The organism is Taibaiella koreensis, assembly GCF_003545715.1.
In the GTDB taxonomy this organism is placed as follows: domain Bacteria; phylum Bacteroidota; class Bacteroidia; order Chitinophagales; family Chitinophagaceae; genus Taibaiella; species Taibaiella koreensis.
The window spans coordinates 452536-476019 of sequence record NZ_QVNU01000001.1 but is presented as its reverse complement, the minus strand read 5'-3'; the positions used below and the strand labels follow the sequence as shown (position 1 = coordinate 476019).

General features: G+C 50.6%; 24 protein-coding genes. 14 read left to right on the top strand and 10 right to left on the bottom strand.

Features of this window, described 5'->3' with window-relative positions:
• Positions 1–279 precede the first annotated feature (279 nt).
• The 9 genes from DZK30_RS02065 to DZK30_RS02025 all read right to left on the bottom strand — a co-directional run bounded on the left by DZK30_RS02065 (position 280) and on the right by DZK30_RS02025 (position 7358).
• Entirely contained in the window at positions 280–711 is a 432-nt protein-coding gene (locus DZK30_RS02065; protein ID WP_118972418.1) for an RrF2 family transcriptional regulator, read from the bottom strand.
• Between the two features lie 189 nt (positions 712–900).
• A complete protein-coding gene (locus DZK30_RS02060; protein WP_118972417.1) occupies positions 901–1146 on the bottom strand; it encodes a class I lanthipeptide in 246 nt (81 codons plus the stop codon).
• A 69-nt stretch (positions 1147–1215) separates the two neighbouring features.
• On the bottom strand, positions 1216–2190 hold the full coding sequence (locus DZK30_RS02055) for an FKBP-type peptidyl-prolyl cis-trans isomerase (RefSeq protein WP_118972416.1): 975 nt from the start codon (positions 2188–2190) through the stop codon (positions 1216–1218).
• A gap of 81 nt (positions 2191–2271) precedes the next feature.
• A complete protein-coding gene (locus DZK30_RS02050) occupies positions 2272–3234 on the bottom strand; it encodes an FKBP-type peptidyl-prolyl cis-trans isomerase (protein ID WP_118972415.1) in 963 nt (320 codons plus the stop codon).
• Positions 3235–3265: 31 nt separating this feature from the next.
• Positions 3266–4291 (bottom strand): DHH family phosphoesterase, encoded by a 1026-nt coding sequence (locus DZK30_RS02045; RefSeq protein ID WP_118973370.1) that lies wholly within the window; start codon positions 4289–4291, stop codon positions 3266–3268.
• A 218-nt stretch (positions 4292–4509) separates the two neighbouring features.
• Positions 4510–5004, bottom strand: a complete 495-nt coding sequence (locus tag DZK30_RS02040) for a YkgJ family cysteine cluster protein (RefSeq protein ID WP_118972414.1) — start codon at positions 5002–5004, stop codon at positions 4510–4512.
• A 35-nt stretch (positions 5005–5039) separates the two neighbouring features.
• The gene (locus DZK30_RS02035; protein ID WP_118972413.1) at positions 5040–5543 is read right to left on the bottom strand and encodes an asparaginase domain-containing protein; all 504 of its coding nucleotides are present in this window, start codon (positions 5541–5543) and stop codon (positions 5040–5042) included.
• A 225-nt stretch (positions 5544–5768) separates the two neighbouring features.
• Positions 5769–6689: a phosphoribosylaminoimidazolesuccinocarboxamide synthase gene (locus DZK30_RS02030; RefSeq protein WP_118972412.1), complete on the bottom strand. Its 921-nt coding sequence runs from the start codon at positions 6687–6689 to the stop codon at positions 5769–5771.
• Between the two features lie 105 nt (positions 6690–6794).
• Positions 6795–7358, bottom strand: a complete 564-nt coding sequence (locus tag DZK30_RS02025; RefSeq protein WP_118972411.1) for a hypothetical protein — start codon at positions 7356–7358, stop codon at positions 6795–6797.
• Between the two features lie 282 nt (positions 7359–7640).
• Here DZK30_RS02025 and DZK30_RS02020 point away from each other — a divergent pair, with 282 nt between their 5' ends.
• The 13 genes from DZK30_RS02020 (at position 7641) to DZK30_RS01960 (ending at position 20892) form a co-directional block, all read left to right on the top strand.
• Positions 7641–9869, top strand: coding sequence for a T9SS type A sorting domain-containing protein (locus tag DZK30_RS02020; RefSeq protein WP_162902760.1), 2229 nt, complete (start codon positions 7641–7643; stop codon positions 9867–9869).
• A gap of 151 nt (positions 9870–10020) precedes the next feature.
• Positions 10021–11958 carry a threonine--tRNA ligase gene (thrS, locus tag DZK30_RS02015; RefSeq protein WP_118972409.1) on the top strand — a complete coding sequence of 646 codons (1938 nt, stop codon included), beginning with the start codon at positions 10021–10023 and terminating at the stop codon, positions 11956–11958.
• Positions 11959–12130: 172 nt separating this feature from the next.
• Positions 12131–12385, top strand: coding sequence for a DUF6922 domain-containing protein (locus tag DZK30_RS02010; protein WP_118972408.1), 255 nt, complete (start codon positions 12131–12133; stop codon positions 12383–12385).
• Complete coding sequence (locus tag DZK30_RS02005; protein ID WP_118972407.1) at positions 12375–13007, top strand: nucleotidyl transferase AbiEii/AbiGii toxin family protein; 633 nt, start codon at positions 12375–12377, stop codon at positions 13005–13007. The genes DZK30_RS02010 and DZK30_RS02005 overlap by 11 nt, the downstream gene beginning before the upstream one ends.
• A gap of 120 nt (positions 13008–13127) precedes the next feature.
• Positions 13128–14195, top strand: a complete 1068-nt coding sequence (locus DZK30_RS02000; RefSeq protein WP_162902758.1) for a glycosyltransferase — start codon at positions 13128–13130, stop codon at positions 14193–14195.
• Complete coding sequence (gene rsmG, locus DZK30_RS01995; protein WP_162902757.1) at positions 14168–14809, top strand: 16S rRNA (guanine(527)-N(7))-methyltransferase RsmG; 642 nt, start codon at positions 14168–14170, stop codon at positions 14807–14809. Before DZK30_RS02000 ends, rsmG begins: the two co-directional genes overlap by 28 nt.
• Before the next feature lie 121 nt (positions 14810–14930).
• On the top strand, positions 14931–15323 hold the full coding sequence (locus tag DZK30_RS01990; RefSeq protein WP_118972405.1) for a gliding motility-associated C-terminal domain-containing protein: 393 nt from the start codon (positions 14931–14933) through the stop codon (positions 15321–15323).
• Positions 15324–15509: 186 nt separating this feature from the next.
• Positions 15510–16256: an ABC transporter ATP-binding protein gene (locus tag DZK30_RS01985; protein WP_118972404.1), complete on the top strand. Its 747-nt coding sequence runs from the start codon at positions 15510–15512 to the stop codon at positions 16254–16256.
• A gap of 47 nt (positions 16257–16303) precedes the next feature.
• Positions 16304–17251: a YihY/virulence factor BrkB family protein gene (locus DZK30_RS01980; RefSeq protein WP_118972403.1), complete on the top strand. Its 948-nt coding sequence runs from the start codon at positions 16304–16306 to the stop codon at positions 17249–17251.
• A 71-nt stretch (positions 17252–17322) separates the two neighbouring features.
• Entirely contained in the window at positions 17323–17937 is a 615-nt protein-coding gene (locus tag DZK30_RS01975) for a redoxin family protein (RefSeq protein WP_118972402.1), read from the top strand.
• A 159-nt stretch (positions 17938–18096) separates the two neighbouring features.
• A complete protein-coding gene (locus DZK30_RS01970; RefSeq protein ID WP_162902756.1) occupies positions 18097–18636 on the top strand; it encodes an RNA polymerase sigma-70 factor in 540 nt (179 codons plus the stop codon).
• Positions 18633–19589: a FecR family protein gene (locus DZK30_RS01965; RefSeq protein WP_118972400.1), complete on the top strand. Its 957-nt coding sequence runs from the start codon at positions 18633–18635 to the stop codon at positions 19587–19589. Before DZK30_RS01970 ends, DZK30_RS01965 begins: the two co-directional genes overlap by 4 nt.
• 76 nt (positions 19590–19665) lie before the next feature.
• Positions 19666–20892 (top strand): hypothetical protein, encoded by a 1227-nt coding sequence (locus tag DZK30_RS01960; RefSeq protein ID WP_118972399.1) that lies wholly within the window; start codon positions 19666–19668, stop codon positions 20890–20892.
• Between the two features lie 17 nt (positions 20893–20909).
• On the opposite strand, the gene DZK30_RS01955 is transcribed toward DZK30_RS01960, so the two are convergent.
• Positions 20910–22268 carry a M20/M25/M40 family metallo-hydrolase gene (locus DZK30_RS01955; RefSeq protein WP_118972398.1) on the bottom strand — a complete coding sequence of 453 codons (1359 nt, stop codon included), beginning with the start codon at positions 22266–22268 and terminating at the stop codon, positions 20910–20912.
• 149 nt (positions 22269–22417) lie between these two features.
• On the opposite strand from DZK30_RS01955, the gene DZK30_RS01950 reads away from it, so the two are divergent.
• Positions 22418–23470 (top strand): flavin reductase family protein, encoded by a 1053-nt coding sequence (locus tag DZK30_RS01950; RefSeq protein ID WP_118972397.1) that lies wholly within the window; start codon positions 22418–22420, stop codon positions 23468–23470.
• Positions 23471–23484 lie beyond the last annotated feature (14 nt).

Sequence of the window (23484 nt, the reverse complement as noted above, 5' to 3'; positions counted from 1 at the left end):
GCAGCTTGAAAAAGAAACAGCCATAAATTCCGGGCTTATTTACAGAAACCTTTTATTGTAAACGGTTATAGCCCGGTTATGCTCCTGCTTCTGAGTTATTGCAAAACGGGTTTGCTATACCTCAAGAATAAAGGACCGGGACAAAAATAGTAAACTATATTAATTCCATCAACTTTATAGTGTTTTTTTTCAAAAAAAAATTCTCCAACCTTAATTCCAGTCTTGCACAGGACGGCAAGACATACCGAAAGCTATGGGAAAGCGTACTAAAACCGCTGATCAAGGCAGTAACCGGGATTTATTATCAACAAAGGATTGCAAGGTAGTTTCGCTCATAATGCTTCTCGTCTTTTCCCGGATGGAAATAAATTCTTTGCGTAGGTAACAGGTAGCTTCATCTTTACAGTCGTCGCATTTTTCGTAGAAGTAGAGCGAGGCGCAGGGAGTAAGGGCTATAGGTCCGTCGAACAACCGGTATACATCGGCGACAGATATTTCGGATGGCGCCTTCACCAGGTAGTACCCGCCTCCGATGCCCTGGCGGCTGTTTACTATCTTGGCGCGTTTCAGGTCCAGCAATATCTGGTCCAGGAATTTTTTAGGTATACCATCGGCCTCCGCCATTACACCTGCCTGCAGCAATCCTTTGTTGTAATGCTGCGCCAGACTGGTGAGGGCTTTCAGGGCATACTTGCATTTCTTAGACATCATAGCGCTGCAAATGTAAGCCCATTTGACCTGTTTTTACAAATACGCTCCATCATTGGAGGGCCAGGCCCCGCACCAAAATATTACCAGGATATACCCGTTATAGCGGCGGCAACCTCATTCCTTCAGATCGTACAAAAAGCAAACGGGCTGCCGTTGAAGGGCAGCCCGTTTGCTCTGTAGGCACATTGCTCAAGGTATGTCGATTACGTTGTCTGCTGCGCAATTGATCCATGTCTGATAACCACATACATAATAGTAGGACAGGCATTTCATTTGTGTAATGGGGCCGGTCGTATCTTCGGGTCGTGTACGGCTTGTCATACACGGTGTCATATACGACTCCCCTCCATTCACCTCATCTTTGCTATCCTTGTCCAGGGCGATGATCACATTTTTTTTCAATGTCAGCTTCGGTTGTATTTTACTTTTCTTCATTGAAAGGGTATTTAACTGGAAAAAAGAATAAAGGTAGTTAAAATTACAGCCCAGACTTACAGTTCAATATTAATCTTTGATATCTACCAGCTCCACATCAAAAATGAGGATGGCATTTGCCGGTATCTTTGGCCCTCTGGCCTGCGGTCCATAGGCCAGGCCGGATGGAATATACAACGTTGCTTTTGCGCCTTTGTTCATCAGCGCGATGCCTTCGTCCCAGCCGGCGATCACATTGTGCTGACCAAGCGGGAATTCGATAGGCGCCACGTGGTTAAAAGCCGAATCCACACTGGAGTCAAAGGCCTCGCCATCCATATTCACACCGGTATAGTTAACCGAAACATTTTTGCCTGCTGCAGCCAGCGGGCCAGCGCCTTCTTTATGGATCACATAATACAAGCCGGATGTCGTTTTTTTCGCATTGGCAATGCCTTTCTTTGCCAGGTATTCCTGGATCAGCTTGTCGTCGGTCGCCGCCTGCACTTTCGTTTGCGCTGCAGCTGCCTCCTGTGCTTTAGCCATTTCTGCCTGCACTTCTGCTTTGCCTTTGATCTTTACCAGCTTCACTTCCCAGATGACATAAGCATTTTTGGCAGTCCATTCGGGCTTGGGCTGATGTGCCCTGGCCGCTATGGTGTCGAGGCGTACCCTGAAAATAGTGCTGTCGCCCTCACGCATCAGCGGAATGCCGGACATAAGATCGCCCCTGATCGCCGAACGCTGAACGGGTATCTGTACCGGCTTGCCCATATTGGCTACCTGGCTGTTCATCATCAGGCTGTCGTCGATCTTCTGCTTGATGATTAGCTCTACCACATCGCCCTCTTTGGGGTTCAGCAGGCCCTTTCCGTGGGTAATTACTTTATATTCCAGGTTATCGGGTCCCTTAGTGAAACCACCGATAACGGGTACGGCTTTAAACGATTTCCTCGCCCCGGTAGTGGCCGGCTTTTTGGCTACGGGCTTTTTCTTTACCTGGGCATTCCCGGTCGTCGCGCAGAATAAGGCGCCGGCGGCCAGCAGCAATGAAGCGTATTTCATGTTTTGCTTTCGTTTTTATGTTTTTGGTATCTAGTTTGTTGTTTCTTTTCAGACGGCTTTCCTAAATAAAGCGTTTGGTGGTTATTTAAAGCTCAGCAGCTCAATATCAAAGATCAGCACAGTATTGGCCGGTATTTTATCGCCCGCACCGTGATCGCCATAAGCCAGGTTGGAAGGCAGATAAAAGGTAGCTTTCATTCCTTTCTTCATCAAGGCTACACCTTGGTCCCAGCCTTTAATGACACCATTTTTGCCCAGCTGAAAGTTAAAAGGCTCTACATGGTGAAATGCCGGATCGACATTGGAATCAAATTTCTCTCCTTTAAGATTCTGACCGGTATAGTTTACGTTTACGGTTTGGCCGGCTTTGGGGCTGAGGCCAGTACCCGGGGTATGAATGACATAATAGAAGCCTGAAGGACTTTTTTTAGCGTTCCGGATACCTTTGGTTTTCAGGTATTCCTGGATCAGCTTATCATCAATCCCTTTTTGCTTCCCTTCCCTGGCTGCCGTTTCCCCTTCCACCTGTTCTTTTGTCTTAATGCTCACCATTTTGATCTCCCACACGGCATAGTCCCCCGACCTTACCCAGGCCGGCTTGGGTTGGTGCGCCCGGGTTGCCAGTGTATCCATCAGCATACGGAATACTACGCTATCACCGGCTTTCATCTTCAACAATCCGGCCATCAGGTCTCCCTTCATCGTTGGCGCCTGGAATGGTTGAGGTACGGGTTGTCCGTTGTTCATTTCCATCGTATTGATCATAACGGTATCCCCGATCCGGAATCGTACATGCATTTCGCCGATATCGCCGGGTTTGGGCGTAACGGTGCCGGTACCCCGGGTAACGATCTTATAATCCAGACCATCAGGATCTGTTACAAAGTCTTTGTCGTCTGCGATGGCAGGTCGGATGTCTTTAGCGTCTTGTGCTGCTACGGCCTGCGTTCCGGCTTTTGTTGCTGCATCCGTTTTTTTGGCGCTGCAGCTGTTGGTGGATATCACCAGTGCGCAACCGGCAATGATAAGCGGTGAATACTTCATTTTCTTTAAGCGGTTAAAATAATTTTTCGGGTTACCTGTTTGCCGGCACTTCTTTGCTTTCGGCCGGCAGTATTTTCAATAGTGTTTTTAATTTCTTCACTGTTTCTTCCAGGGAAAGCTGCGAACGTCCTCCGGCGGCATTAAAATGCCCGCCGCCGTTGAAATGCTGTGCCGCAAACGTGCTGACATCTATATTGCCTTTGCTCCGGAAAGACATCCTGATCTCGTCCTTTTTTTCCGTAAGCATCACAGCCATGGTTACCGCTTCTATGCTTAGCGGGTAGTTGACCATACCTTCTGTATCGCCTGTAGCGATACGAAACCGCTGCTGATCTTCCTGGGAAAGCGTTACAATGCCTACATGCTGCTGCGGATAGATCTCCATTCTCTGGTACAGGACAAATCCGAGGAAGCGCATTCTTTCGGCACTCCAGCTATCGTAAATATGCTGGTGTATCACCGCATGATCCAGTCCCCTACGCTTCAGATCGGCCAGCATTTCGTGCACCGCCGCCGTGGTAATAGGGAAGCGGAAAGAGCCGGTATCTGTCATCACCCCCGTATAAAGGCATTGGGACACCTCGTTGCTGATGAGCGCTTCATCACCGGCAAGGCGTATAAAATCGTATACCATTTCACAGGTCGAGCTCTTTTCCGGCTCGCTCATCCCGTACTGAAAAGCTTCGTAGTCGGGGTTCAGGTGATGATCGATCAGGACCCTGGGCTGGGTGGCCTGCCGCAATGGCTGTTCCATGGCTTTGATCCGGTCGAGCCTGCTGAAATCCAGGCAAAAGATCAGATCGGCTTCCTGCAGGCGCTTCAGACAAAGTTTGGGTTCCGATTCGAAGTTAAGCACCGTATCGATACCAGGCAGCCACACCAGAAAGTCGGGCACTTCCGAAGGCGATACCACGACCGGATCGTGCCCTTTTTGCTTCAAATAATGATACAGGCCGAGCGTAGAGCCCAGCGCATCACCGTCTGGCTTATGATGAGTGGTGATCCATATCTTCTTTGGTTCCGCCAGCAGGGGTAATACGTCTGTAATATTATTCATATTGGTCCGGGGTCTTATCACCTATCCATTACAGACAGGGAGCTACCCTCAAATGGTACAAAAAATTAAAAAGAAAACATCGTTCCCGGCGCAGCCGGTGTTGCTTCACAAAACAGGACTACGGGTAAGGTACGCGCAAATGTAATACAAAAACCCGCATTTGTGCAGGTCTGCGCCACTGTTGATCCTATTAAATCGTTATTTCAAAACCGAGAGGGTTATTTGGATTGCAGCAGCCGCTCCATCACATGAAAGACGGCAGGGCAGGATTCGGCGTTCTTCAGTGTGAGATTGGGTTGCCGGAGCAGCACGTCCTCGTCGGTATAGGGATACCGTACACAGTCTCTCGGACGGTCCTCATAAATGCTGCAATAGTTATCGGCGCCCAGGAAAGGACAAGGGGCACTGGTAACCACATAATCGCCATCTTCGTCCATACGGAGGTAGGCTGCGATAAACGCCGATTCTTTCATGCGCAACCGTTTTGCGATACGCTTGATATCCGGCATTTTGAAACGGGGCGAGTAGTTCCGGCAACAATTGGCGCAGCTGAGGCAATCGATCCTGCTGAAGGCCTCTTCATGCAGCGCCGGTAATTGCGCCAGCGTCCCGGTCCTGGGCGCCCGCTTCAGAAAGTCTTTGTAAGCCTTGGCGTGTTCCCTGGCCGTTTTACTGTACTGGTCCAGGTTAATGGTTCCCCTATCGTTCTTCATGCTGTTCTGTCATTTCATCCGGGAAAGAATTCTGGCTAGGAGGCAAGCGAGCCGGTTATCTCTTCGAAATAGCCCGTCTTTTTATTTTTCCGCACGTTATCCCAATTATAATAGCGGCCGTTCATGGCCACATACACCCCATGCGGCAAGGTCTGCAGGAACGCCAGCGCCGCGCCCAGGTTAAAGAAACCATCGGAGCTGCCAAACTTGTAGGGTATCATGGCCCCCGTGATCACAATGGTTTTCGCCATTTTCGCCTTCGCCAGGTATTCAGCAGTCACCTGCATCGTATCGGTGCCATGCGTGATCAAAATCCGTTCCTCCGGCGCCGACTTGCAGTTGTGCAGGATCAATTCCCGGTCGTTATCGGTCATTTCCAGGCTGTCCACCATCATCAGCGTACGGATCTCGGCATCGACGGTACAACGCCCAAGCTTCAGCATCTCGGGCACATGCGTTTCTTCAAAGTCGAGCTTGCCGTTGATCATATCGTACTCTTTATCGAAAGTACCACCCGTAATCAATATGCGTAGGGACATGTTTTGGCGTTAGGTATTAGACGTTAGATATTAGACCTTAGACGTTAGATATTAGACCTTAGATGTTAGACATTAAGATTGAGTGCAACCAGAAATTGGAATTGGGGAATTGGGGATTTTTTGAAATGGAGATTTGATCATCAGAAACCGGAAATAAGCCTAATGCCCATTTCCGGCTTTCTTTATCCTATATATGACATCGCAATTTCAAATAACAGATTCTCATTACAATTTCTCCAGCACTGCTGTAATGCCTTGCTGCAGCTCCTCTTCGGTAATAGGTTGTTTCACAAATTCTTTACCGGTAATGTAATTGTACAATTCGGCGTAACGATCGGAAACGCTGTTCACGAACTCGTCGGTCATTTCAGGTATCTGTTGTCCTTCCTTACCCTGGAAGCCATTGGCCATCAACCATTCGCGCACAAATTCCTTGGAGAGCTGGCGTTGGTCTTCGCCTTTAGCCTGGCGGTCTTCAAATCCTTCTTTGTAGAAATAGCGGGAAGAATCGGGCGTATGGATCTCGTCGATGAGGTAAATGGTATCGCCGATTTTACCGAATTCGTATTTGGTATCTACCAGGATCAGGCCGCGTTCGCTGGCCATCTGGCGGCCGCGTTCAAACAGGGCGCGGGTATATTTCTCCAGCTGCTCGTAATCTTTCTCCGATACCAGGCCCTGCTTAATGATCTCTTCGCGGGAAATATCTTCGTCATGACCTTCATGCGCTTTGGTTGTAGGTGTAAGGATCGGTTCGGGGAAAAAATCGTTCTCCTTCAGACCTTCAGGCAGGGCAACGCCACACAATTCGCGGGCGCCTGTCTTATAGGTACGCCAGGCATGACCGGTAAGGTTGCCACGGATCACCATTTCCACAGGAAAAGTCTCGCATTTAAGACCAATGGTCGCATTGGGGAGGCTCGTACCATCCAATACCCAATTGGGTACAATGTCTTTGGTCGCGTCGAGGAAATAAGCAGCGATCTGGTTCAGCACCTGTCCTTTTAAAGGAATTGGCCGGGGCAATACCACGTCAAAAGCAGAAATACGGTCGCTGACCACCATGGCCAGATGTTTGTCGCCGATGGTATACACATCGCGTACTTTTCCTTTGTAAAATGCGGTCTGATTAGGCAGTTGTAACATAATTATGAGAAAGTGATTGTTTAATTTAAGCGGCAAAATTACAGAATGAGCGGTAAATAGCCGGCCGGAATTATAAAAATAGCGCCAACACCTACCGGAAGCTGCCTACCGGGCGCCCATCAAGGCTATGCCCATCAGCACCAGGCCTGTCAGCAGCCCCGTCAGGGCGCCCAGCAGCTGGAATCGTCGCTTTTCACGTCCGAGATGTTGGTTCAGCAAAGCTTCGATCTTTCCTTCGGGCAACGCTTCCAGTTTCTTCACCAGCGCCTTTTCAATATCCAACTGTTCGCCAAGACTACCCATATATCGTCCCAGGAGGTTGGGCAACAACAGATCGATCTCATCCATCAGGCTCTTTTTCATCATTTCGATCGTTTTGTCGCCAATGAACATAGCGATCGCAGGCATCTTCTCCTTCAGCTTTTCCTTAAGAAAGATATCGATATGGCTTTCGATAAGCGGCGTGAGCGCCCGGAGCCGCTCCGGATCTGTAAGCCTTGCGGCGAGCTTATCGGCGTTTAGCAGTTCGGACGAAGCGTAGCGTCCGGCGGCGGCAGCCAGGACCTGTGCTTGAGCCGGGATAAGCTTGCGGAAAAGATAACGGACAAAAAGCAGGTTGGCCAGCCAGCCCATCAGGGCAGCGACAACCGGGAAAAGATACAGATACATCCGGCAAAAATAATACGGGTTTGCGGATTATCCATAACTGTAAGGAAAGGCCCCCAAAAAGATTGGGCGCCCCTGACAAATGCATTGCACCATCATTGCCAGCCAAGGGCAATAACATAGAATTAAGAGCCTATCTGTACATTATTGATACCTATCTATACATTCTCGTTAGGTTCAGCGCTGGCTTCAATGCTTCTTTGTTACCGGTGGCGCTTACTGAACTTGCTGGTGCCGGGCCAACCTTATGCACATTTTCAACGTACAATCAAATCCTTAAATGCTATGAGTCTTTTTAAACACCTGATAACAGCAGGAGCCCTCTTTTTGAGCGCCCTGTCCCCAACACTTTATGCCCAAGGCAACAATATAAGCAGAACAGCATGGTTGAAGCAGATGGAACAGGAAGAGCAAAAGATCGCAGATTTTGTCGACAGGCAAATGAATAATGCTGCGCAGAACGACTCCCTTTCACACGCCTTTATGGCTGCCCTGCCACAGGATGAAGTTCCTGAAGCCAGCTTAGACCAATTTGCCCAAAAACGCCTGGAAGGCTATTACAGGCAACAGTATTTCGACCTTCACCCCGACGCGGTCAAACGCTATAACCCGGGAAATGTTCCCTTTGAAACTGGTACAGCCAACAAGCCTACCGGGGCGACGCCCAATTTGCTCTGCACCAATGGCGATTTTGAATCGGCAACCTCTTCTTCGCTGGTATCTATGGGATATAATGGCTATGGAAATCCTCCGCTTTACCTGGGCGGCTTATGCAGCTCAGTACCGACAACCAATGTTACCTATACCAATGTCGGCTTTTCCAATCCGGATAATTTCCTGGTGACCAACAATATTCCCGATCCGAATATCCCCGCCATTAACCAAACGCACAATGGCTCCTTACATGCTTTAAGGATCAATGGGTACCTGCATTGCGATAATTTCGGAAGGAATATGCTGCAAAAGTCCTTTTCTTCATCGATATCGGGTAAAGCCAGGATAAACTTCTCCTATGCGGTAGTGATACAGGCGCCGCACTCCGGCGCCGATGCCAATGGTAATGCATTTTTCGTAGCGCGGATATTAAACAGCGCCGGAACAGAAGTAGGCTCGAGAATATGCATTAACAGCAGCTCCTCTGGGTTTCAGACCACCGCTCTCCCGGATTGCAGAAATGTCACCACCACGAAGACGATATGGAAAGACTGGAGTTGTGATTTTATCGAGTTCGACGCCCAGGCAGGCCAAACATACACGATCGAGTTCTTTGTGTCGAGCTGCCAATGGAATGTTCACTATGCTTATGCTTATTTAGATGACATCTGCGCCGATATTATCTGCTGTAAAACACCTCCGGCTCCGGGCAATCCAAAATGTACGCCACGAGCCAATGGTTGCGCGATAAGCTGGGACCCGGTACCGGGCGCCGTTTATTACAAAGTGATCTTTAATAAAAATGATCCCGCATGTTGCCATGTGTCCAATCCGCATCCCACCTCTGTAATGTGGAATACCAACAATACCTCGCTTGCAATAGCGAATACCTTAGCCTATTGCTTCTCCTGGCAGGTGTTTGCCGTAATGCCGGATAGCTGCCAGACCCCGTTTACGGATAAGCAATGCTCTTGTACACCCCCGCCGCCTGGCCCCATAGGCCTGGATTGCGACTCTTTGCCCGATGGCAGCAGGCTTTCCTGGACCGCCGTGCCCGGAGCGGCTTATTATCAGGTAACCATTAACCAGTACGACCCGGCATGCTGTCCCAGCCCGCATCCCCCCAACCCTGTATCCCTGCTTCGCAATGTCGGCGGTACCAGCACCGATGTTTCCAACCTGGTTGCCGGCTGCTTCTCCTGGTGGATAACCGCAATAATGACTGACAGTACCCGCTCACTACCCTCCGATACGAAATGCTCCTGCGGTCCTTCCGTACCGGCGCCGGTGGGTCTGGATTGTGCGGCCATGCCCGACGGCAGCAATCAGCTTTCCTGGACCGCTGTGCCCGGTGCGGCTTACTACAAGGTCATCATTTCCACTTATGATCCCCGGTGCTGCGGCGTGCCGCCATATGGCTTCTCGACAACAATGAATGCCGCGACCAATACATTCAATGTTCCCAACACTTATCCCTGCTTCTCCTGGAGACTGGTGACCGTAATGCCCGACAGCACAATGTCTGACATCTCTGAATTCAAATGTTCCTGCGGCCGGCAGGGCCAGAAGCCCGGGAGCCCCGAAACGATCGGTGAAAGCCTCTCGGTTACCGCTACGCCCAACCCGGCATCCGAATACATCGATTTCACAGCCCGGCAGAAGGGCTTTACAAGCGATCCCGGCGGATTGACCCTTTACTTGTATGACGTTAATGGCAAAGAAGTGATCCGGCAGACGATGAATGCGCAAGGCCGGTTACACCTTAATGTCCGTACTTACCCAGCGGGTATGTATATTTATGAGATCAGGAGAGAGTATAAGGTTGTATTCAGAAGTAAGGTCCTGATCAAAAAGGACTAAGATCAGCCCGTCTTATACTTCGGAGTAATGCTCATTCAAGATCATGAATGGGCATTACTTTTTTTGCTTTGTCCGGTATAGGATACGCAGAAGCACACATCAATAAATATGCTAACTTTGCGCTTCCTAAAAAAAGTAATTTTTTAACCCAATGATACACATTACCCTACCCGATGGCTCCGTACGCGATTACGAAGCCGGCGTATCCGCGCTGGATGTAGCAAAATCCATCAGCGAAGGATTGGCACGAAAGGTGCTCGCCGCCGAGATCAACGGCGAAGTGGTGGATGCCTTCCGCCCCATTAACCAGGACGCTTCCCTTAGGCTGCTGACCTGGGACGACAAAGGTGGCAAATCGACATTTTGGCATAGCTCGGCGCACCTGATGGCCGAAGCGATCGAAGATATTTTTCCCGGCACCAAATTCGGTATCGGTCCGGCTATTGAAACGGGTTTTTATTACGACATCGACCTGGGCGACCGCAAAATTGAAGAAGAGGATCTGACAAAGATCGAAAAGAAGTTTAAGGAGCTGGCTTCAAAAAAAGAACAATACAAACGCAGCGAGGTGTCTAAAGCCGATGCGGTAAAATATTTTACCGAAAAAGGCGATCAATATAAGCTGGAGCTGATCGACGGCCTGGAAGATGGCAAGATCAGCTTTTACCAGCAAGGTAATTTTACCGATCTCTGCCGTGGACCACATATTCCCAATACAGGATTTATCAAGGCGGTGAAGCTGACCAATATTGCCGGCGCCTACTGGCGGGGCAATGAAAAAAACAAGATGCTGACCCGCATCTATGGCGTTACGTTCCCGGCCCAAAAGGAACTGGACGAATACCTGACCTTGCTGGAAGAAGCCAAGAAGCGCGACCACCGTAAACTGGGGAAAGAGCTGGAGCTGTTTACCTTCTCCGAAAAAGTAGGCAGCGGCCTTCCTTTGTGGCTGCCGAAAGGCGCTATGTTGCGCCAGCGTTTGCAGGATTTCCTACAAGCTGCCCAGTTGGAAAGCGGTTACCTGCCGGTAATTACGCCGCATATCGGTGCCAAGCAGTTGTACGTTACCTCGGGCCACTGGGAAAAGTATGGTAAGGATTCGTTCCGTCCCATCACCACGCCCCAGGAAGGTGAGGAGTTCATGCTGAAGCCGATGAACTGTCCGCATCACTGCGAGATCTACAAATCTTCGCCCCGTTCTTACCGCGACCTGCCGTTGCGCCTGGCCGAGTTTGGCACCGTATACCGCTACGAGCAGAGCGGCGAGCTGCACGGCCTTACCCGTGTAAGGGGCTTTACCCAGGACGATGCGCACCTGTTTTGCCGCCCCGACCAGGTAAAGGAGGAGTTTAAGAAAGTGATCGACCTGGTCATGTATGTCTTTACCTCGCTCGACTTCCACAACTTCACAGCCCAGGTATCGCTGCGCGACAAGGAAGACCGCAGCAAATACATCGGCTCCGACGAAAATTGGGAGATTGCAGAGAACGCCATTCGCGAAGCAGCGGCCGAGAAAGGCCTTTCTACCATCGAAGAATATGGCGAAGCGGCCTTCTACGGCCCCAAGCTGGACTTTATGGTGAAGGATGCCCTGGGCCGTAGCTGGCAGTTGGGTACCATACAGGTAGACTATAACCTGCCCGAACGCTTCGAGCTGGAATATGTAGATAGCGACAATACCCGCAAGCGCCCGGTAATGATCCACCGCGCGCCATTCGGCTCAATGGAGCGTTTTATCGCCGTGCTGCTCGAGCATTGCGGTGGCAACCTGCCCTTGTGGCTGGCGCCTACCCAGGTAAAAGTGCTGCCCATCTCCGAAAAATTCCTGCCTTATGCGCAGGAAGTGGCTCGCGAGCTGAAAGCCCAGCAGATCCGCGCCGAGGTGGACGAGCGTAACGAAAAGATCGGCAAGCTGATCCGTGATACCGAGCTGGAGAAAGTGCCCTACATGCTCGTCATCGGCGAAAAGGAAATGAACGACCGCGCAGTAGCGGTACGCCGCCATGGCAAGGGCGACCTGGGTGTGCAATCCATCGCCGACTTCGCCCGTACGGTGCAGGAAGAAGTAGCGAACAGGACCAATCATTAGACCTTAGGCCTTGCTTTGCGATCTTGTTTGATCAGAATAGTCATACAAAAGAAGTCTTAGCATAGTCCATCTTCATAGATTTCCCATTTACTTGTTTTGAGTAACAAGATAAAAGTCCGGCAAAAAATACTTGCCGGGCTTTTTTCTTAAATTTGTAAAAGGAATATCAGAAATGAAAAAGCCACCTCACATACCACAACATTTATTATGGGAATACGATCTTGCCACTTTCAATTTCGACAAGTCATATAAAATTGTCATTGAAAGGGTCCTCGAGCGAGGCAACCTGGCAGAATGGAGAGCAGTATTTCATTATTATGGTGCGGAGAAAATAACAGAAACGATAGAATGGAGCAGACAACTTGATGAACGGGACAAGGCTTTTTCACGGTTCTTCCTAAAATCAGATTTTCTTGATGCTGCATAAAGATCCTTTCGTTATTTCTCCTGTAACGTTTACACTTATTCAAGACCTCCAACAGCTTCCGGAATTACAAGACTTTTACCTTGTGGGAGGAACTGCTTTGGCATTGCAGCTAGGACACCGTAATTCCATTGACATTGACCTTTTTACTTCCAACGAATTCAACCCCGAAGAACTGGCATCTTGCATTTCGGATCGCTTTACAATATCGATACGGACGAGCAAAAAAAACGCAATGCTCTCAATCGTTAACGATATAAAAACGGATTTCATAAGGCATAATTACCCATTGATCAGAAAACCGGTTACCGAAGAACACATCACCTTTCTTTCTCTTGAAGATATCGCTGCCATGAAGCTTCATGCAATTACCAATTCAGGGAAAAGAGTCAAAGATTTTATCGACGTTTATTTTTTGCTGGAGCATTTTTCGCTCTCCGAGATGCTGAAATTTTACGAAATAAAATATCCCAACTTCAATCCTGTAATTGCCTTAAAGGCTATCCATTATTTTGAAGATATCGATTTATCAATCGATCTACCTAAACTACGGCATTACCTACCTTTGAACACTATTATTCAAAGGATCAATAATGCCGTTCTTCATTCCAACAAGAAATTCTGATCCCACTGTCATTTGGTCTCTCTCTTCCTCATAACACTTTTTCTTTCCGTTGCAGTAATCCAGCTGTGTTTTCTTTTTACACTCCGTTGGCACGAAGTTGTCCCACCATATAAAGACAATTTGCAACCTGTTTCCGTGATCATTTGCGCCCGCAACGAGGCCGCCAACCTGGAGCGCTTTCTCCCGCAGGTGCTACGGCAGGATTATCCGGCTGGTCTGTTTGAAGTGATCGTGGTCGACGACGGCTCTACGGATACCAGCGCCGCGGTGCTGGCAGCTTTACAGCAGCAATACGGGCACCTCAGGATAATTACTATTCCCGCAGATACCCAAAAGGACCTGCCGGGCAAGAAATATGCGCTACGCGCGGGCATTGCAGCGGCACAGTATGAACGACTGCTGTTGACCGATGCCGACTGCCAGCCTGCCTCCGCCACATGGCTACGCGACATGACCGCCCCGGAAGCTGCAATCGTGCTGGGCTATGGCGCCTACCAGACGGCTCCCGGCCTGCTTAACCGTTTTATACGCTGGGAAACGGTGCATACCTGCATGCAGTATGCCGGCTATGGCCGCCGGGGAAAGGCTTATATGGGCGTGGGCCGCAACCTTTGCTATAATAAATCTTTACTGGCGCCGCTGCAACAGGATGCTGCCTTCCAGGAAACCTACCGGCATACGCCATCGGGCGACGACGACCTGCTGATCGCCGCAATAGCGACGCACAGCCGGCCAGCCCTGAGTCTGCAGCCCGCTGCACATACCATTTCCCTGCCACAACCCGGTTGGCGGTCCTGGTGGCATCAGAAAACACGCCATGTGAGCACCGGTAAGTTTTATCCTGCAGGTGTAAAGCGATTGCTGGGTGTATATGGTCTTAGCCATGGCTTGTTCTGGCTCATAGGGCTGTTGCTGCTGGTATTGAGCTTGTGCATGCCGCCCGGCGCACCATTTTCTTTCTGGCGGCTCGATGGCTGCCTTGCCACACCGGACCCGTTTATAATTGCCGTTTGGATTGCCTTCTTGCTGCGGATTGTACTCTATTGGATCAATGCCGCGGTCTGGTACCGTGGTCTGGCCGAAAAAAAATTATTCCTGTTTTATCCCATAGGCGACTTGGGATGGGCGCTGTATAATGTAATTTTGTCGCCTTATATTTTATGGAAAAGCAAACAGGCCTGGAAGTAATCCTGAAGTACTTCGACGACTTTACCGAACAGCAGATCGCACAGCTGCAGCAGTTGCCTGAGCTGTATGGACATTGGAACGAACAGATCAATGTGATCTCCCGTAAGGATATCGATGAGCTATATGTGCGTCACGTGCTGCATTCGCTCAGCATTGTGGCCGTATGCCCTTTTAATCCGGGTATGCGCATCGTAGACATCGGTACCGGTGGCGGCTTCCCCGGCATTCCGCTGGCGATCTTCTATCCCGGGGTCGATTTCCTGCTGGTCGATTCCATTGGCAAAAAGCTGAAGGTTGTGCAAGGCATTGCCGAAGGTATAGGCCTTAAAAACGTGAAGGTGCTGCATTCCCGTATGGAAGACATACCGCAGCAGGAGTTCGACTTTGCCGTATCGCGTGCTGTAGCACCGCTGAAAGACCTGTGGCGGTGGTGCCGGCCTTATATCAAAAAACGAAAATCTACCGAGCTGGCCAACGGGCTTATCTGCCTCAAAGGAGGCGACCTGGCACAGGAGATCAGCGAATCAGGCCTCAGGCCTTCGCTATGGTCTATAGATCAGATATTTCCGGAACCACATTTCGCAGACAAATATGTGGTGTGGGCGGGCAAATAAAATTTCCGTATATTTAACTCCGTTAATTAACTCTTTCTTCAATTCTTATAATGCCTCAAACCCCATAAGAATTGAAGAAGAACCAAAGAGTTGAAGTTGATCAAGCCTGAATCTACCTTATATGAAGACATTAATGCGCTCTGCCGCTTTCCTGGCCATTGCCTTTGCGGTTGCCGGCAACAGCTATGCACAATCTATCGTCGGCGCCGGCAATACTACTGCCACCACCGATGCCGAAACATTCGTACCCAACGCCTTTAGTCCTAACGGCGACGGCCTGAACGACAAGCTCGTACCGGTTTTCTCCGGTAAGAAGCAATATACCCTTTCCAGCTTTAAGGTATTCAACCGCGGGGGACAAGAGGTCTTCAGCGCGGGTAATGGCACCGAGGGATGGGATGGCACCTTTAAAGGGCAACCTGCCGAGTCGGCAACCTATACTTATCTTCTCCAGTTGGTTGACGCCGATGGCAAAGAGAAAAAGGTAACCGGCTATGTAGCCCTTATCCGCTAAGCGCTGCGCTTTCCTTATGGCTTTACTATATAGCCTGAGGGCTGCTGGTTTGGCTTTCTACGCCTCCGGCTGCCGGCCATTTACCAAAATTTGCTATTTTTGAAGACAATTTGCGGAAGCTGCTCCCGGGCTGCTTCCGTTTTCATTAGCGGAAGGTGCCCTGCGCCAGGTTCATTTCTTAAGCATATGCCTTATTCCATACAGATAGAAGCGCTGCGCAAACATTATCCGGGCGCCGAGAATGTAGCGCTGCAAGGCCTTAGCCTGAACTTCAGGAAGGGGATCATTGCCGGACTGCTGGGCCCCAATGGCGCAGGCAAAACCACAACGATCTCCATCATCTGCGGATTGGTGCACCAGGATTCCGGTAGCGCCAGGGTACTGGGACTCGATTGCCGCCACGACATTGTAGCCATCAAAAGCAAGATCGGCGTGGTGCCGCAGCAGATCGCCCTCTATCCGCAATTGTCGGCACAGGAGAACCTTGAATATGTGGGCAGGCTATATCGTATCCCCTCCCGTATTCTGAAGGATAAAATTGCTTTTATGCTCGAACGTTTCGGCCTCGACAGCCATTCGCATAAGCGTATTCACCAGTACAGCGGCGGGATGAAACGCCGCACCAATATTATCGCCGGACTGCTGCACGAGCCCGAGATACTGATCCTGGACGAGCCTACAGCCGGCGTGGATGTGCAGTCGCGGAACATGATCCTGGATTTCCTGCAACATTACAACGAGGAAGGTAAGACCATCATCTATACCTCACATTTGCTCGAAGAAGCAGAACGGATCTGCCACGAGGTGGCAATTATCGACTCGGGCCGGCTCATTGCTCAGGATACGCCGCAGCAGCTGATCGCCAATGCAGCCGATTGCCGGAACCTGGAAGATGTATTCCTGCATTATACCGGCCGTACCGTAAGGGAATAATACCGGTCGTCTTCACCAACTTTTTATACAAAAAATACCAGATCAATTTGAGCAGCGCCAGAAAAATGGTCAAAAGGGCACCCGTCGCAGTCTTTTCCAGGCTGAAAAGAGTACGTATCCCCGGCGCCCACGGCGCCAATGTATATGGGATTGGCGCAGCCTTTTTTAAGAGCATCAAGAGCATACGCCTTGCCGAAAGGGCTGCGGCCATATCGTTCAACTTCCTGATGGCCATACCACCTTCGCTCATTTTCCTGGTATCGCTCGTTCCTTTTCTGCCGCTGGACACAGCGCAGGAGACCATTCTCAGTTCCATTCGCATGTTATCGCCCAATCCCAGGCTGTTTGCGACGGTTGAAAGCATTATCACAGACTTCATGAACAATAAACGCAGGGAATTGCTGTCCTTCGGTTTCCTGTTCACCATCTTTTTGTCTTCCAATGGCGTTATGGGCATCCTGCGCAGCTTCGACCGTGATTCTCCCGGGCACATACGACGCACGGGCATGGTACGCCGCTGGAAGGCCATCCGGCTCACCCTCGGACTGATGCTCGTTTTTCTTATTTCCATTGCCCTTATTATCATCCAGACCAGCCTGCTCGACCGCTACCTGGTGAACCTGCTGGGCAGTACTATGATCATCAAGCTCTTCAGCTGGATCACTTTGGTAGGCATCATTTATATCACCATCTGCATCCTGTACAAATACGGGCCTTCGCTGCAGCATCAGTTCCGCTTCTTTTCCACGGGAGCGTTTATTGCCACCGCGCTGTTCGTCATCATTACCTACGGCTTCTTTTTCGTGGCTAACCATTTTATCAATTACAACAGGGTCTATGGTTCCATAGGCACCCTGCTGATGTTCATGGCCTGGATGTTCATTACGGGGCTGGTGATCCTTATCGGCTACGAGATCAACCTCGCCATATTGCTGCAAACCGGAAAAATACCGCTGGAAGCACCCCCGGAAGGTCATGAGGCCCCGAAGGAGTAATGGCGATCCGTGGCGAATGGCTATAATTCCGTAACTTTCCGTTTCCGTAATTTCAACAATACACACATACTATGAAAAAGCTACTTGGTTTATTCGTTGGCACGGCGCTGATGAGCACCTCATTTGCCCAATCCGGCTCCCTTGCGATCGGAAGCGGATACCCGTCCCAGCCTTCACACTTGTCTGATGTCTTTTCGGGACAAACGCCCGCTTCGCTTAAAGAGCTAAAGACCGGCAAAGGCCTCCTCGTTATGTTCACCTGCAACACTTGTCCGTTTGTGCTCAAAAATGCCGTGCGTACCAAGGATATCCTGGCCATGGCCAAAGCAAAGGGATTGGCCGTTGCGCTCATTAATTCCAATGAAGCGCAGAGAGGCGATGCCGACGCACCGGCGCAAATGCTGGCCTATGGCAAGAAAGAAGGCTATACCAGCTATTACATAGACCAGAATTCTGAGCTGGCCAACAGCTTCGGCGCCTCCCATACTCCCGAGGTTTTCCTGTTCGACGGCAAAACGGACAAACTGGTCTATAAAGGCGCGATGGATGACAATCCTTCCGATCCTGCCAGCGCCAAAGAAATGTACCTCAAAAATGCCATCGATCATATGCTGGCGGGAAAGGCGATCGAGCCGGCAGAAACCAAATCTGTAGGCTGCAGCATCAAAAGGATCAAAAAATCTTAAGACCTATCGTCTTCCACGCAAGGGGCTGCCATACCAACGGCGGTCCCTTGCTGCTTATGGGGCTCCTGCCACCTGCCCGAAGCTATACCCGGCGATATCAGGATCACTTTTCCGACAGCATGTTTTGTTTTCTGTAATTTTAATGGATATTTGCCGCCAGTGATCCATGAAGCCGAAATAGCGCAGTTATTTGCCGACCATTACGAGTCGCTTCACCGCTATGCCTTTACCCTGCTAAAAGATGAGGATGAAGCCAAGGATGCCGTGCAAAGTGTATTCCTTACCATTTGGGAAAAAAAAGAAACGATACAGATCAACAGCTCGCCCAAAGCCTACCTTTTCCGCAGCGTCTACCATGAGTGCCTGAATTATATACGGAAGCAGGATGTGCTGAAAAAGCATCATGCACATGCCGTAGCCGGACTGGAAGATAGCCGGCAGCAACCCTTTGCTTTCGAAGACGCGCTTTTCATCAGGGAGAAAATCGACAAAGTGCTGCAGGAGCTGCCGCCACAATGCCGCGAGGTCTTCGTTAAAAGCAGGGCGGAACAAAAGAAATACAGCGAGATCGCTGCTGAACTTGGTATAGCCGTCAAAACGGTGGAAGCACATATGAGCAAAGCCTTGAAATTAATCCGGCAGGTACTAAGGGTTTTCATCCTGTTGTTTTGTCTATATAATGATCTGCCACAGTTATGATCGATTTTGATATAGTCATAAAATATATAGCCGGGAAAGCGGCGCCAGAGGAAGCGATCCACGTTGAAGAGTGGATCGGGGCCTCGGGAGAGCATCGCGCGTTCTTCCATTCGCTGCACCAGAGCTGGCTGGAACAAGGCCCTGAGGCTTACCAGGTACCCGATGTCAAAAAAGAATGGGAAGCCTTCAGGCAGAAAGTACAGCCTTCGGCGCCGGTTGTAAAGCCGCAGTCGCCCACCAGGTTATGGCTGGGCAGAGCAGCAGCTGCTGCCGCCATTATAGCGGTCGCCGCTGCCGGGTTTTACCTGTTCAACAGCAAGAACCAGAATGAGCCTACCCTGATTGCCGTAGCTAAAGACAAGCCGCAGGAAGTACGCCTGACTGATGGCAGCAGCATGATTGTGGAACCCGGTGGGGAACTGGTGTACCCGGTCCGCTTTAAAAAGGATAGCCGGGAAGTGACCCTGGTCGGCAGTGGCTCGTTCAGGATAGCCCCTCTGCCCGGACAGCCGTTTACCGTTCATCTTGGGGAGCTGCATGTGCGTACAGCCGGCACCTCCTTTTCGGTACACAGGGGAGATAAGGACCTGAGTGTGCGGGTTAACGAAGGCGAAGCCACTTTTTACAACAAAAAGGACACCCTGCACATCACTGCGGGGGCGACCGGACGATATATCTGGAAAGGTAGGCAGTTAAGGCTGGAAGCAGCCGTACCGCTTACCGGAACGTTTCATTTCAACAACACGCCACTAAACGTGGTCGTCGCTACGTTAAATGCACATTTCAAGGCGAACATACGGCTGGCAAATGCCCGGCTGAACAGCTGTACCCTGAGCGCCGGCTTTGAACGCCAGACCTTAGACGACATCCTAAGAGATATCGCCGAAACCTTTGACCTGAGTTATAAAACCAACAAAAGCTATATCGATATTAATGGCGCAGCCTGCAAATAATTATCCAAGGTTATGCCTGTCTCTTATCGTCGTTTTGTTTTCTGTATTCCCAGCGCTTGCTCAGAAAACAAACCCTATGTTTTACAAGGAGATATTGCTTGGGCATAAACCTTACACCCTGCATACGCTCACGCGGGAGATCCAGCGGCAGAGCGGTATCACTTTTTCCTACAACGCCGCGAAGATCGATCCCAAACAAAAAGTGAGGATCAGCAAGCAGTTGGACAGGCTCACCGTTAGTGATCTGCTAGGACTATTAAAAAAAAGAACCGGTGTCGGCTACCGGATCATCAATCAATCCCATATCATTTATATAGCTGCCGGGTCATCGCCGGGCAAGCAGAAAAAGCGTCAAAAGCGCGCCCCGTCAAAGCCGGAGAAAGACAGGCAAACCTTTGCGCAAATCGACAGAAAATCGCCGCCGGCAACAGTTGCTGGGGTCGCCGGTCCCGTGCCGGAACTGCAATCGGTAGTGATCGTAGGGGATTCTTCCCTCGCCATGAGCTATTATCTTTCGGGAGGTGGTGGTAGTGGCGGCGTTTATGGAGGCGATGAAGCGCCCCGGAAATACCCGGTTGTGGATGAAGCAGAAGATGAGGAGACAGACGAGGTACAAAACGGGAATGGAACTACCACACGGATCCGCAGCAGTAACGGATTCTACACCCCTTTGGGACAAAGTGCTACCGTGCTTTATCTGAAACAGAACATCCTGATGGCAGGCGGGCTCTCAGCCGACGAGCTTTACTATATCGACCCCACGGTGCGGGCCGGCTTTAGCTTCCTTTATGGAACGATATCCTACAATACGGGGAGTAATGCCCACTGGCGCTATGGCCTGGGCAGTACTGTTCCTATCGGTGAGCGCTGGAGTCTGCGCCTGGAATTCAATACGGGCGCCCCACAGGGCTCGGCCTACAATATCCATGCTTTTGACACCACCCGCATCCCTATTGATTCCGGCGGCGTACGGCTGGTGATCAATGAGCGCAATACGCCCCTGCTCGTACAGTCGAAGCTCAGCCGTTTTGTATTGGGTGCAGAGTGGAATATGACGGGAAATTTTTACCTGGGAGGTAGCCTGGTCTTCAACCACCTGCATACCACCTATTCCAGCAATGGCAGTCCGGTGACCCTTAGTGATATCCTGCCCATCGGCTACGATGCCGACGAGAAATACCGGTCCATAAACCCACCCTACCTGCTTGGCAACAGCTATTCGGGCAACAGCACTTCCAATAACAAAATCTGGATCGGCATACAGCTAAGCCTGATCTACAAGCTCAGTTTTTTTAACCAGTAGTAGCACCGTAATCGGGGTTACAAGTATTGATCGGCAAGCCAGACGATAGCCATCATAGTACATGCGCCCAGCTTCAGCTCTCTATGGCTTATTGCTTCAAATACATCGTTGCGGCTATGATGCAGGTCAAAGTAACGTTGCGAATCCGGTAACAGGCCGGCCAGGGGTACCCCCTGTTTTCTCAACGGACCAATATCGATACCACCCTCTTCCTGGGTGAAATCATATACACCATAAGGCAGCAGCAAGGGCGCCCAGGAGCGTATTTTCTGCTTCAGCGGCTCCGGCATTTCCAGGCCGATGCCTCGTGGCGAAAAACCACCGGCATCGCTTTCCATCGCCAGAATATGCTTTTCACCCGCCGTCCTGGCAGAATCGGCATAGGCAACGCCGCCTTTGGCGCCATTTTCCTCATTCATGAATAGTACTGCTCTGATGGTACGCCGGGGCCTTTTGCCTGATGCCTTCAGGGCACGTAATACTTCTATGGATTGCACGCAGCCGGCGCCGTCGTCGTGAGCACCTTCGCCTACATCCCAGGAATCCAGGTGCCCGCCCACAACGATAATTTCATTGGGAAGCGTAGCGCCCTTCAGCTCTCCGATCACATTGTAGGAACGTTTTGTACCCTTCATGCTACAGTTGGATACCAGCTGTGCTTTGGGCTGTCCCTTGGCGCAAGCCGCGGCCAATTTATCGGCCGAAAAGTTGCCGATGGCTACTGCGGGTATATGTGCGACACCATCGTCGTAGCGGCTGGCGCCCGTATGCGGCACATCGTCGGCGCCCGTACTGACAGAGCGTATGATCACGGCGGCGGCATGCTTCCCTGCAGCCTTGTTGAGGGCAACCCAGCGGTATTTGACTGCATCCCCGTATCCTTCGAAGGTGTTGACAATATCCTGGCGGAACTTGTAGTTAAAAAAGATGATCTTATCCCGTACCTGGTCTTCCTCAAGCTTTTCAAAAGCGGCCAGATCGGGTACACATACGATCTCACGTTCCAGCGTCTTGCCTCCGGTACCTTCCGTATTGCCCAGCGATAGCATAGGTATTGGCTGTAAATGGCCGTCCAGCTGTACCTTCAGCGTCTCTTTTCCCCTTATCCACAAAGGCACGTCGACGGGTTGCAGCCATACGCGGTCGGCGCCGGCCGCTTCCATTGCTTTTTTTCCCCAGGCCACCGCTTTATCTGCTGCAGGCGATCCGCTAAGGCGGTGCCCGATCGTTTTGGTGAGCACCCTCAGGTTATCGTAGCAGACGCCGTTCCAGAGAATATCGTCTGACAAGCGCCGTAGTGTCGCCGAATCGGGGTTTTGAGCAAAAGAAGCCATTGCTGCGGCCAGCAGCGGAATAAGGACCATCATTTTTTTCATGGGGTAAAAATAAGATAAAGATCGCTAGATAGCTTAGCCGCGGGCAGGCAAAAAAGCGGTATGACGGCCATTCTCTTCGTGTTCCACTACCCTTCTCTGCAACAGGCTTGCGCCGTTTTTCGTAAGTTTGAGGCCTATTGATATCTCTGATGCCGGAACTGGAACTACCATACGAAGAGCTGATCATTCAAAAGATCATTACCGAAACGCCCGACACCAAAACCTTTGTGCTGCAGCAAGCTTCAGGAACGCTCTATACCTACAAGGCCGGTCAGTTCCTTACACTGGTCTTTCCGAGGCCTTCCGGCGAGCAGCGACGTTCTTATTCTCTTTCTTCTGCCCCTGGTATTGACCCGGCTCTTGCCATAACGGTAAAACGCGTGGAGAACGGTGAATTTTCAAGGTACTTTATCGATCACGCACAGGAAGGCGAACGGCTGCTGAGCGCAGGTGTTGGCGGGCTTTTTACGTTACCAGATGATACGGCCGTTTACCGCCAGGTGTTCTTTGTTGTTGCCGGAAGCGGGATCACGCCCGTCTTTTCCCTTATTAAAACGATCCTCAAAACCCGTCCGCATCTTTCTGTGGTACTTATCTACAGCAACCGCAGCGCAAAGGGTACTATTTTTTATGAAGCGCTGATCGAGCTGGCACAGCAAAGCCAGGGGCGGCTCATTATTGATTTCCTGTTCAGCACTTCCAACAATATCCTCAAGTCCCGGCTCAACAATAGCCTGCTGGCTAGCTTGCTGAGCGAATATGGCCAGGCCAGGCCCGAAGAGATACTGTGCTATATCTGCGGCCCGGTTGACTATATGGATACCGTAAGCATTACCCTGCTTACCGAAGGCATACCGCGCGACAATATCAAAAAGGAAAACTTTGTGAGCTATGTGCCGGAGCTGACAGAACAGCCGCCCGATACCGATCCGCACCAGGTCAGCATTAAGCTCAAGGACCGCACGGTGGCCCTGACGGTACAGTTCCCGGTATCGATATTGCACCAGGCGCAAAAAGAAGGCATTGCCCTGCCCTACAGTTGTGAGTCGGGGCAATGCGGCAGTTGCGCCGCCCGCTGCACCCGTGGAAGAGTATGGATTGCCTACAACGAAGTGCTCACCGACAAAGAGCTGAACGAAGGACTCGTGCTTACCTGCCAGGGCTTTCCCATCGGCGGCGATGTGACGCTGGAATATGATTAAAACAGAGGAATCAA

Excerpts from the sequence above, each read along its gene's own strand:
- DZK30_RS02065 (WP_118972418.1), bottom strand. The coding sequence starts at position 711 with ATGATGTCTAAGAAATGCAAGTATGCCCTGAAAGCCCTCACCAGTCTG.
- DZK30_RS02060 (WP_118972417.1), bottom strand. The coding sequence starts at position 1,146 with ATGAAGAAAAGTAAAATACAACCGAAGCTGACATTGAAAAAAAATGTG.
- DZK30_RS02055 (WP_118972416.1), bottom strand. The coding sequence starts at position 2,190 with ATGAAATACGCTTCATTGCTGCTGGCCGCCGGCGCCTTATTCTGCGCG.
- DZK30_RS02050 (WP_118972415.1), bottom strand. The coding sequence starts at position 3,234 with ATGAAGTATTCACCGCTTATCATTGCCGGTTGCGCACTGGTGATATCC.
- DZK30_RS02045 (WP_118973370.1), bottom strand. The coding sequence starts at position 4,291 with ATGAATAATATTACAGACGTATTACCCCTGCTGGCGGAACCAAAGAAG.
- DZK30_RS02040 (WP_118972414.1), bottom strand. The coding sequence starts at position 5,004 with ATGAAGAACGATAGGGGAACCATTAACCTGGACCAGTACAGTAAAACG.
- DZK30_RS02035 (WP_118972413.1), bottom strand. The coding sequence starts at position 5,543 with ATGTCCCTACGCATATTGATTACGGGTGGTACTTTCGATAAAGAGTAC.
- DZK30_RS02030 (WP_118972412.1), bottom strand. The coding sequence starts at position 6,689 with ATGTTACAACTGCCTAATCAGACCGCATTTTACAAAGGAAAAGTACGC.
- DZK30_RS02025 (WP_118972411.1), bottom strand. The coding sequence starts at position 7,358 with ATGTATCTGTATCTTTTCCCGGTTGTCGCTGCCCTGATGGGCTGGCTG.
- DZK30_RS02020 (WP_162902760.1), top strand. The coding sequence starts at position 7,641 with ATGAGTCTTTTTAAACACCTGATAACAGCAGGAGCCCTCTTTTTGAGC.
- thrS (WP_118972409.1), top strand. The coding sequence starts at position 10,021 with ATGATACACATTACCCTACCCGATGGCTCCGTACGCGATTACGAAGCC.
- DZK30_RS02010 (WP_118972408.1), top strand. The coding sequence starts at position 12,131 with ATGAAAAAGCCACCTCACATACCACAACATTTATTATGGGAATACGAT.
- DZK30_RS02005 (WP_118972407.1), top strand. The coding sequence starts at position 12,375 with ATGCTGCATAAAGATCCTTTCGTTATTTCTCCTGTAACGTTTACACTT.
- rsmG (WP_162902757.1), top strand. The coding sequence starts at position 14,168 with ATGGAAAAGCAAACAGGCCTGGAAGTAATCCTGAAGTACTTCGACGAC.
- DZK30_RS01990 (WP_118972405.1), top strand. The coding sequence starts at position 14,931 with ATGAAGACATTAATGCGCTCTGCCGCTTTCCTGGCCATTGCCTTTGCG.
- DZK30_RS01985 (WP_118972404.1), top strand. The coding sequence starts at position 15,510 with ATGCCTTATTCCATACAGATAGAAGCGCTGCGCAAACATTATCCGGGC.
- DZK30_RS01975 (WP_118972402.1), top strand. The coding sequence starts at position 17,323 with ATGAAAAAGCTACTTGGTTTATTCGTTGGCACGGCGCTGATGAGCACC.
- DZK30_RS01965 (WP_118972400.1), top strand. The coding sequence starts at position 18,633 with ATGATCGATTTTGATATAGTCATAAAATATATAGCCGGGAAAGCGGCG.
- DZK30_RS01960 (WP_118972399.1), top strand. The coding sequence starts at position 19,666 with ATGTTTTACAAGGAGATATTGCTTGGGCATAAACCTTACACCCTGCAT.
- DZK30_RS01955 (WP_118972398.1), bottom strand. The coding sequence starts at position 22,268 with ATGAAAAAAATGATGGTCCTTATTCCGCTGCTGGCCGCAGCAATGGCT.
- DZK30_RS01950 (WP_118972397.1), top strand. The coding sequence starts at position 22,418 with ATGCCGGAACTGGAACTACCATACGAAGAGCTGATCATTCAAAAGATC.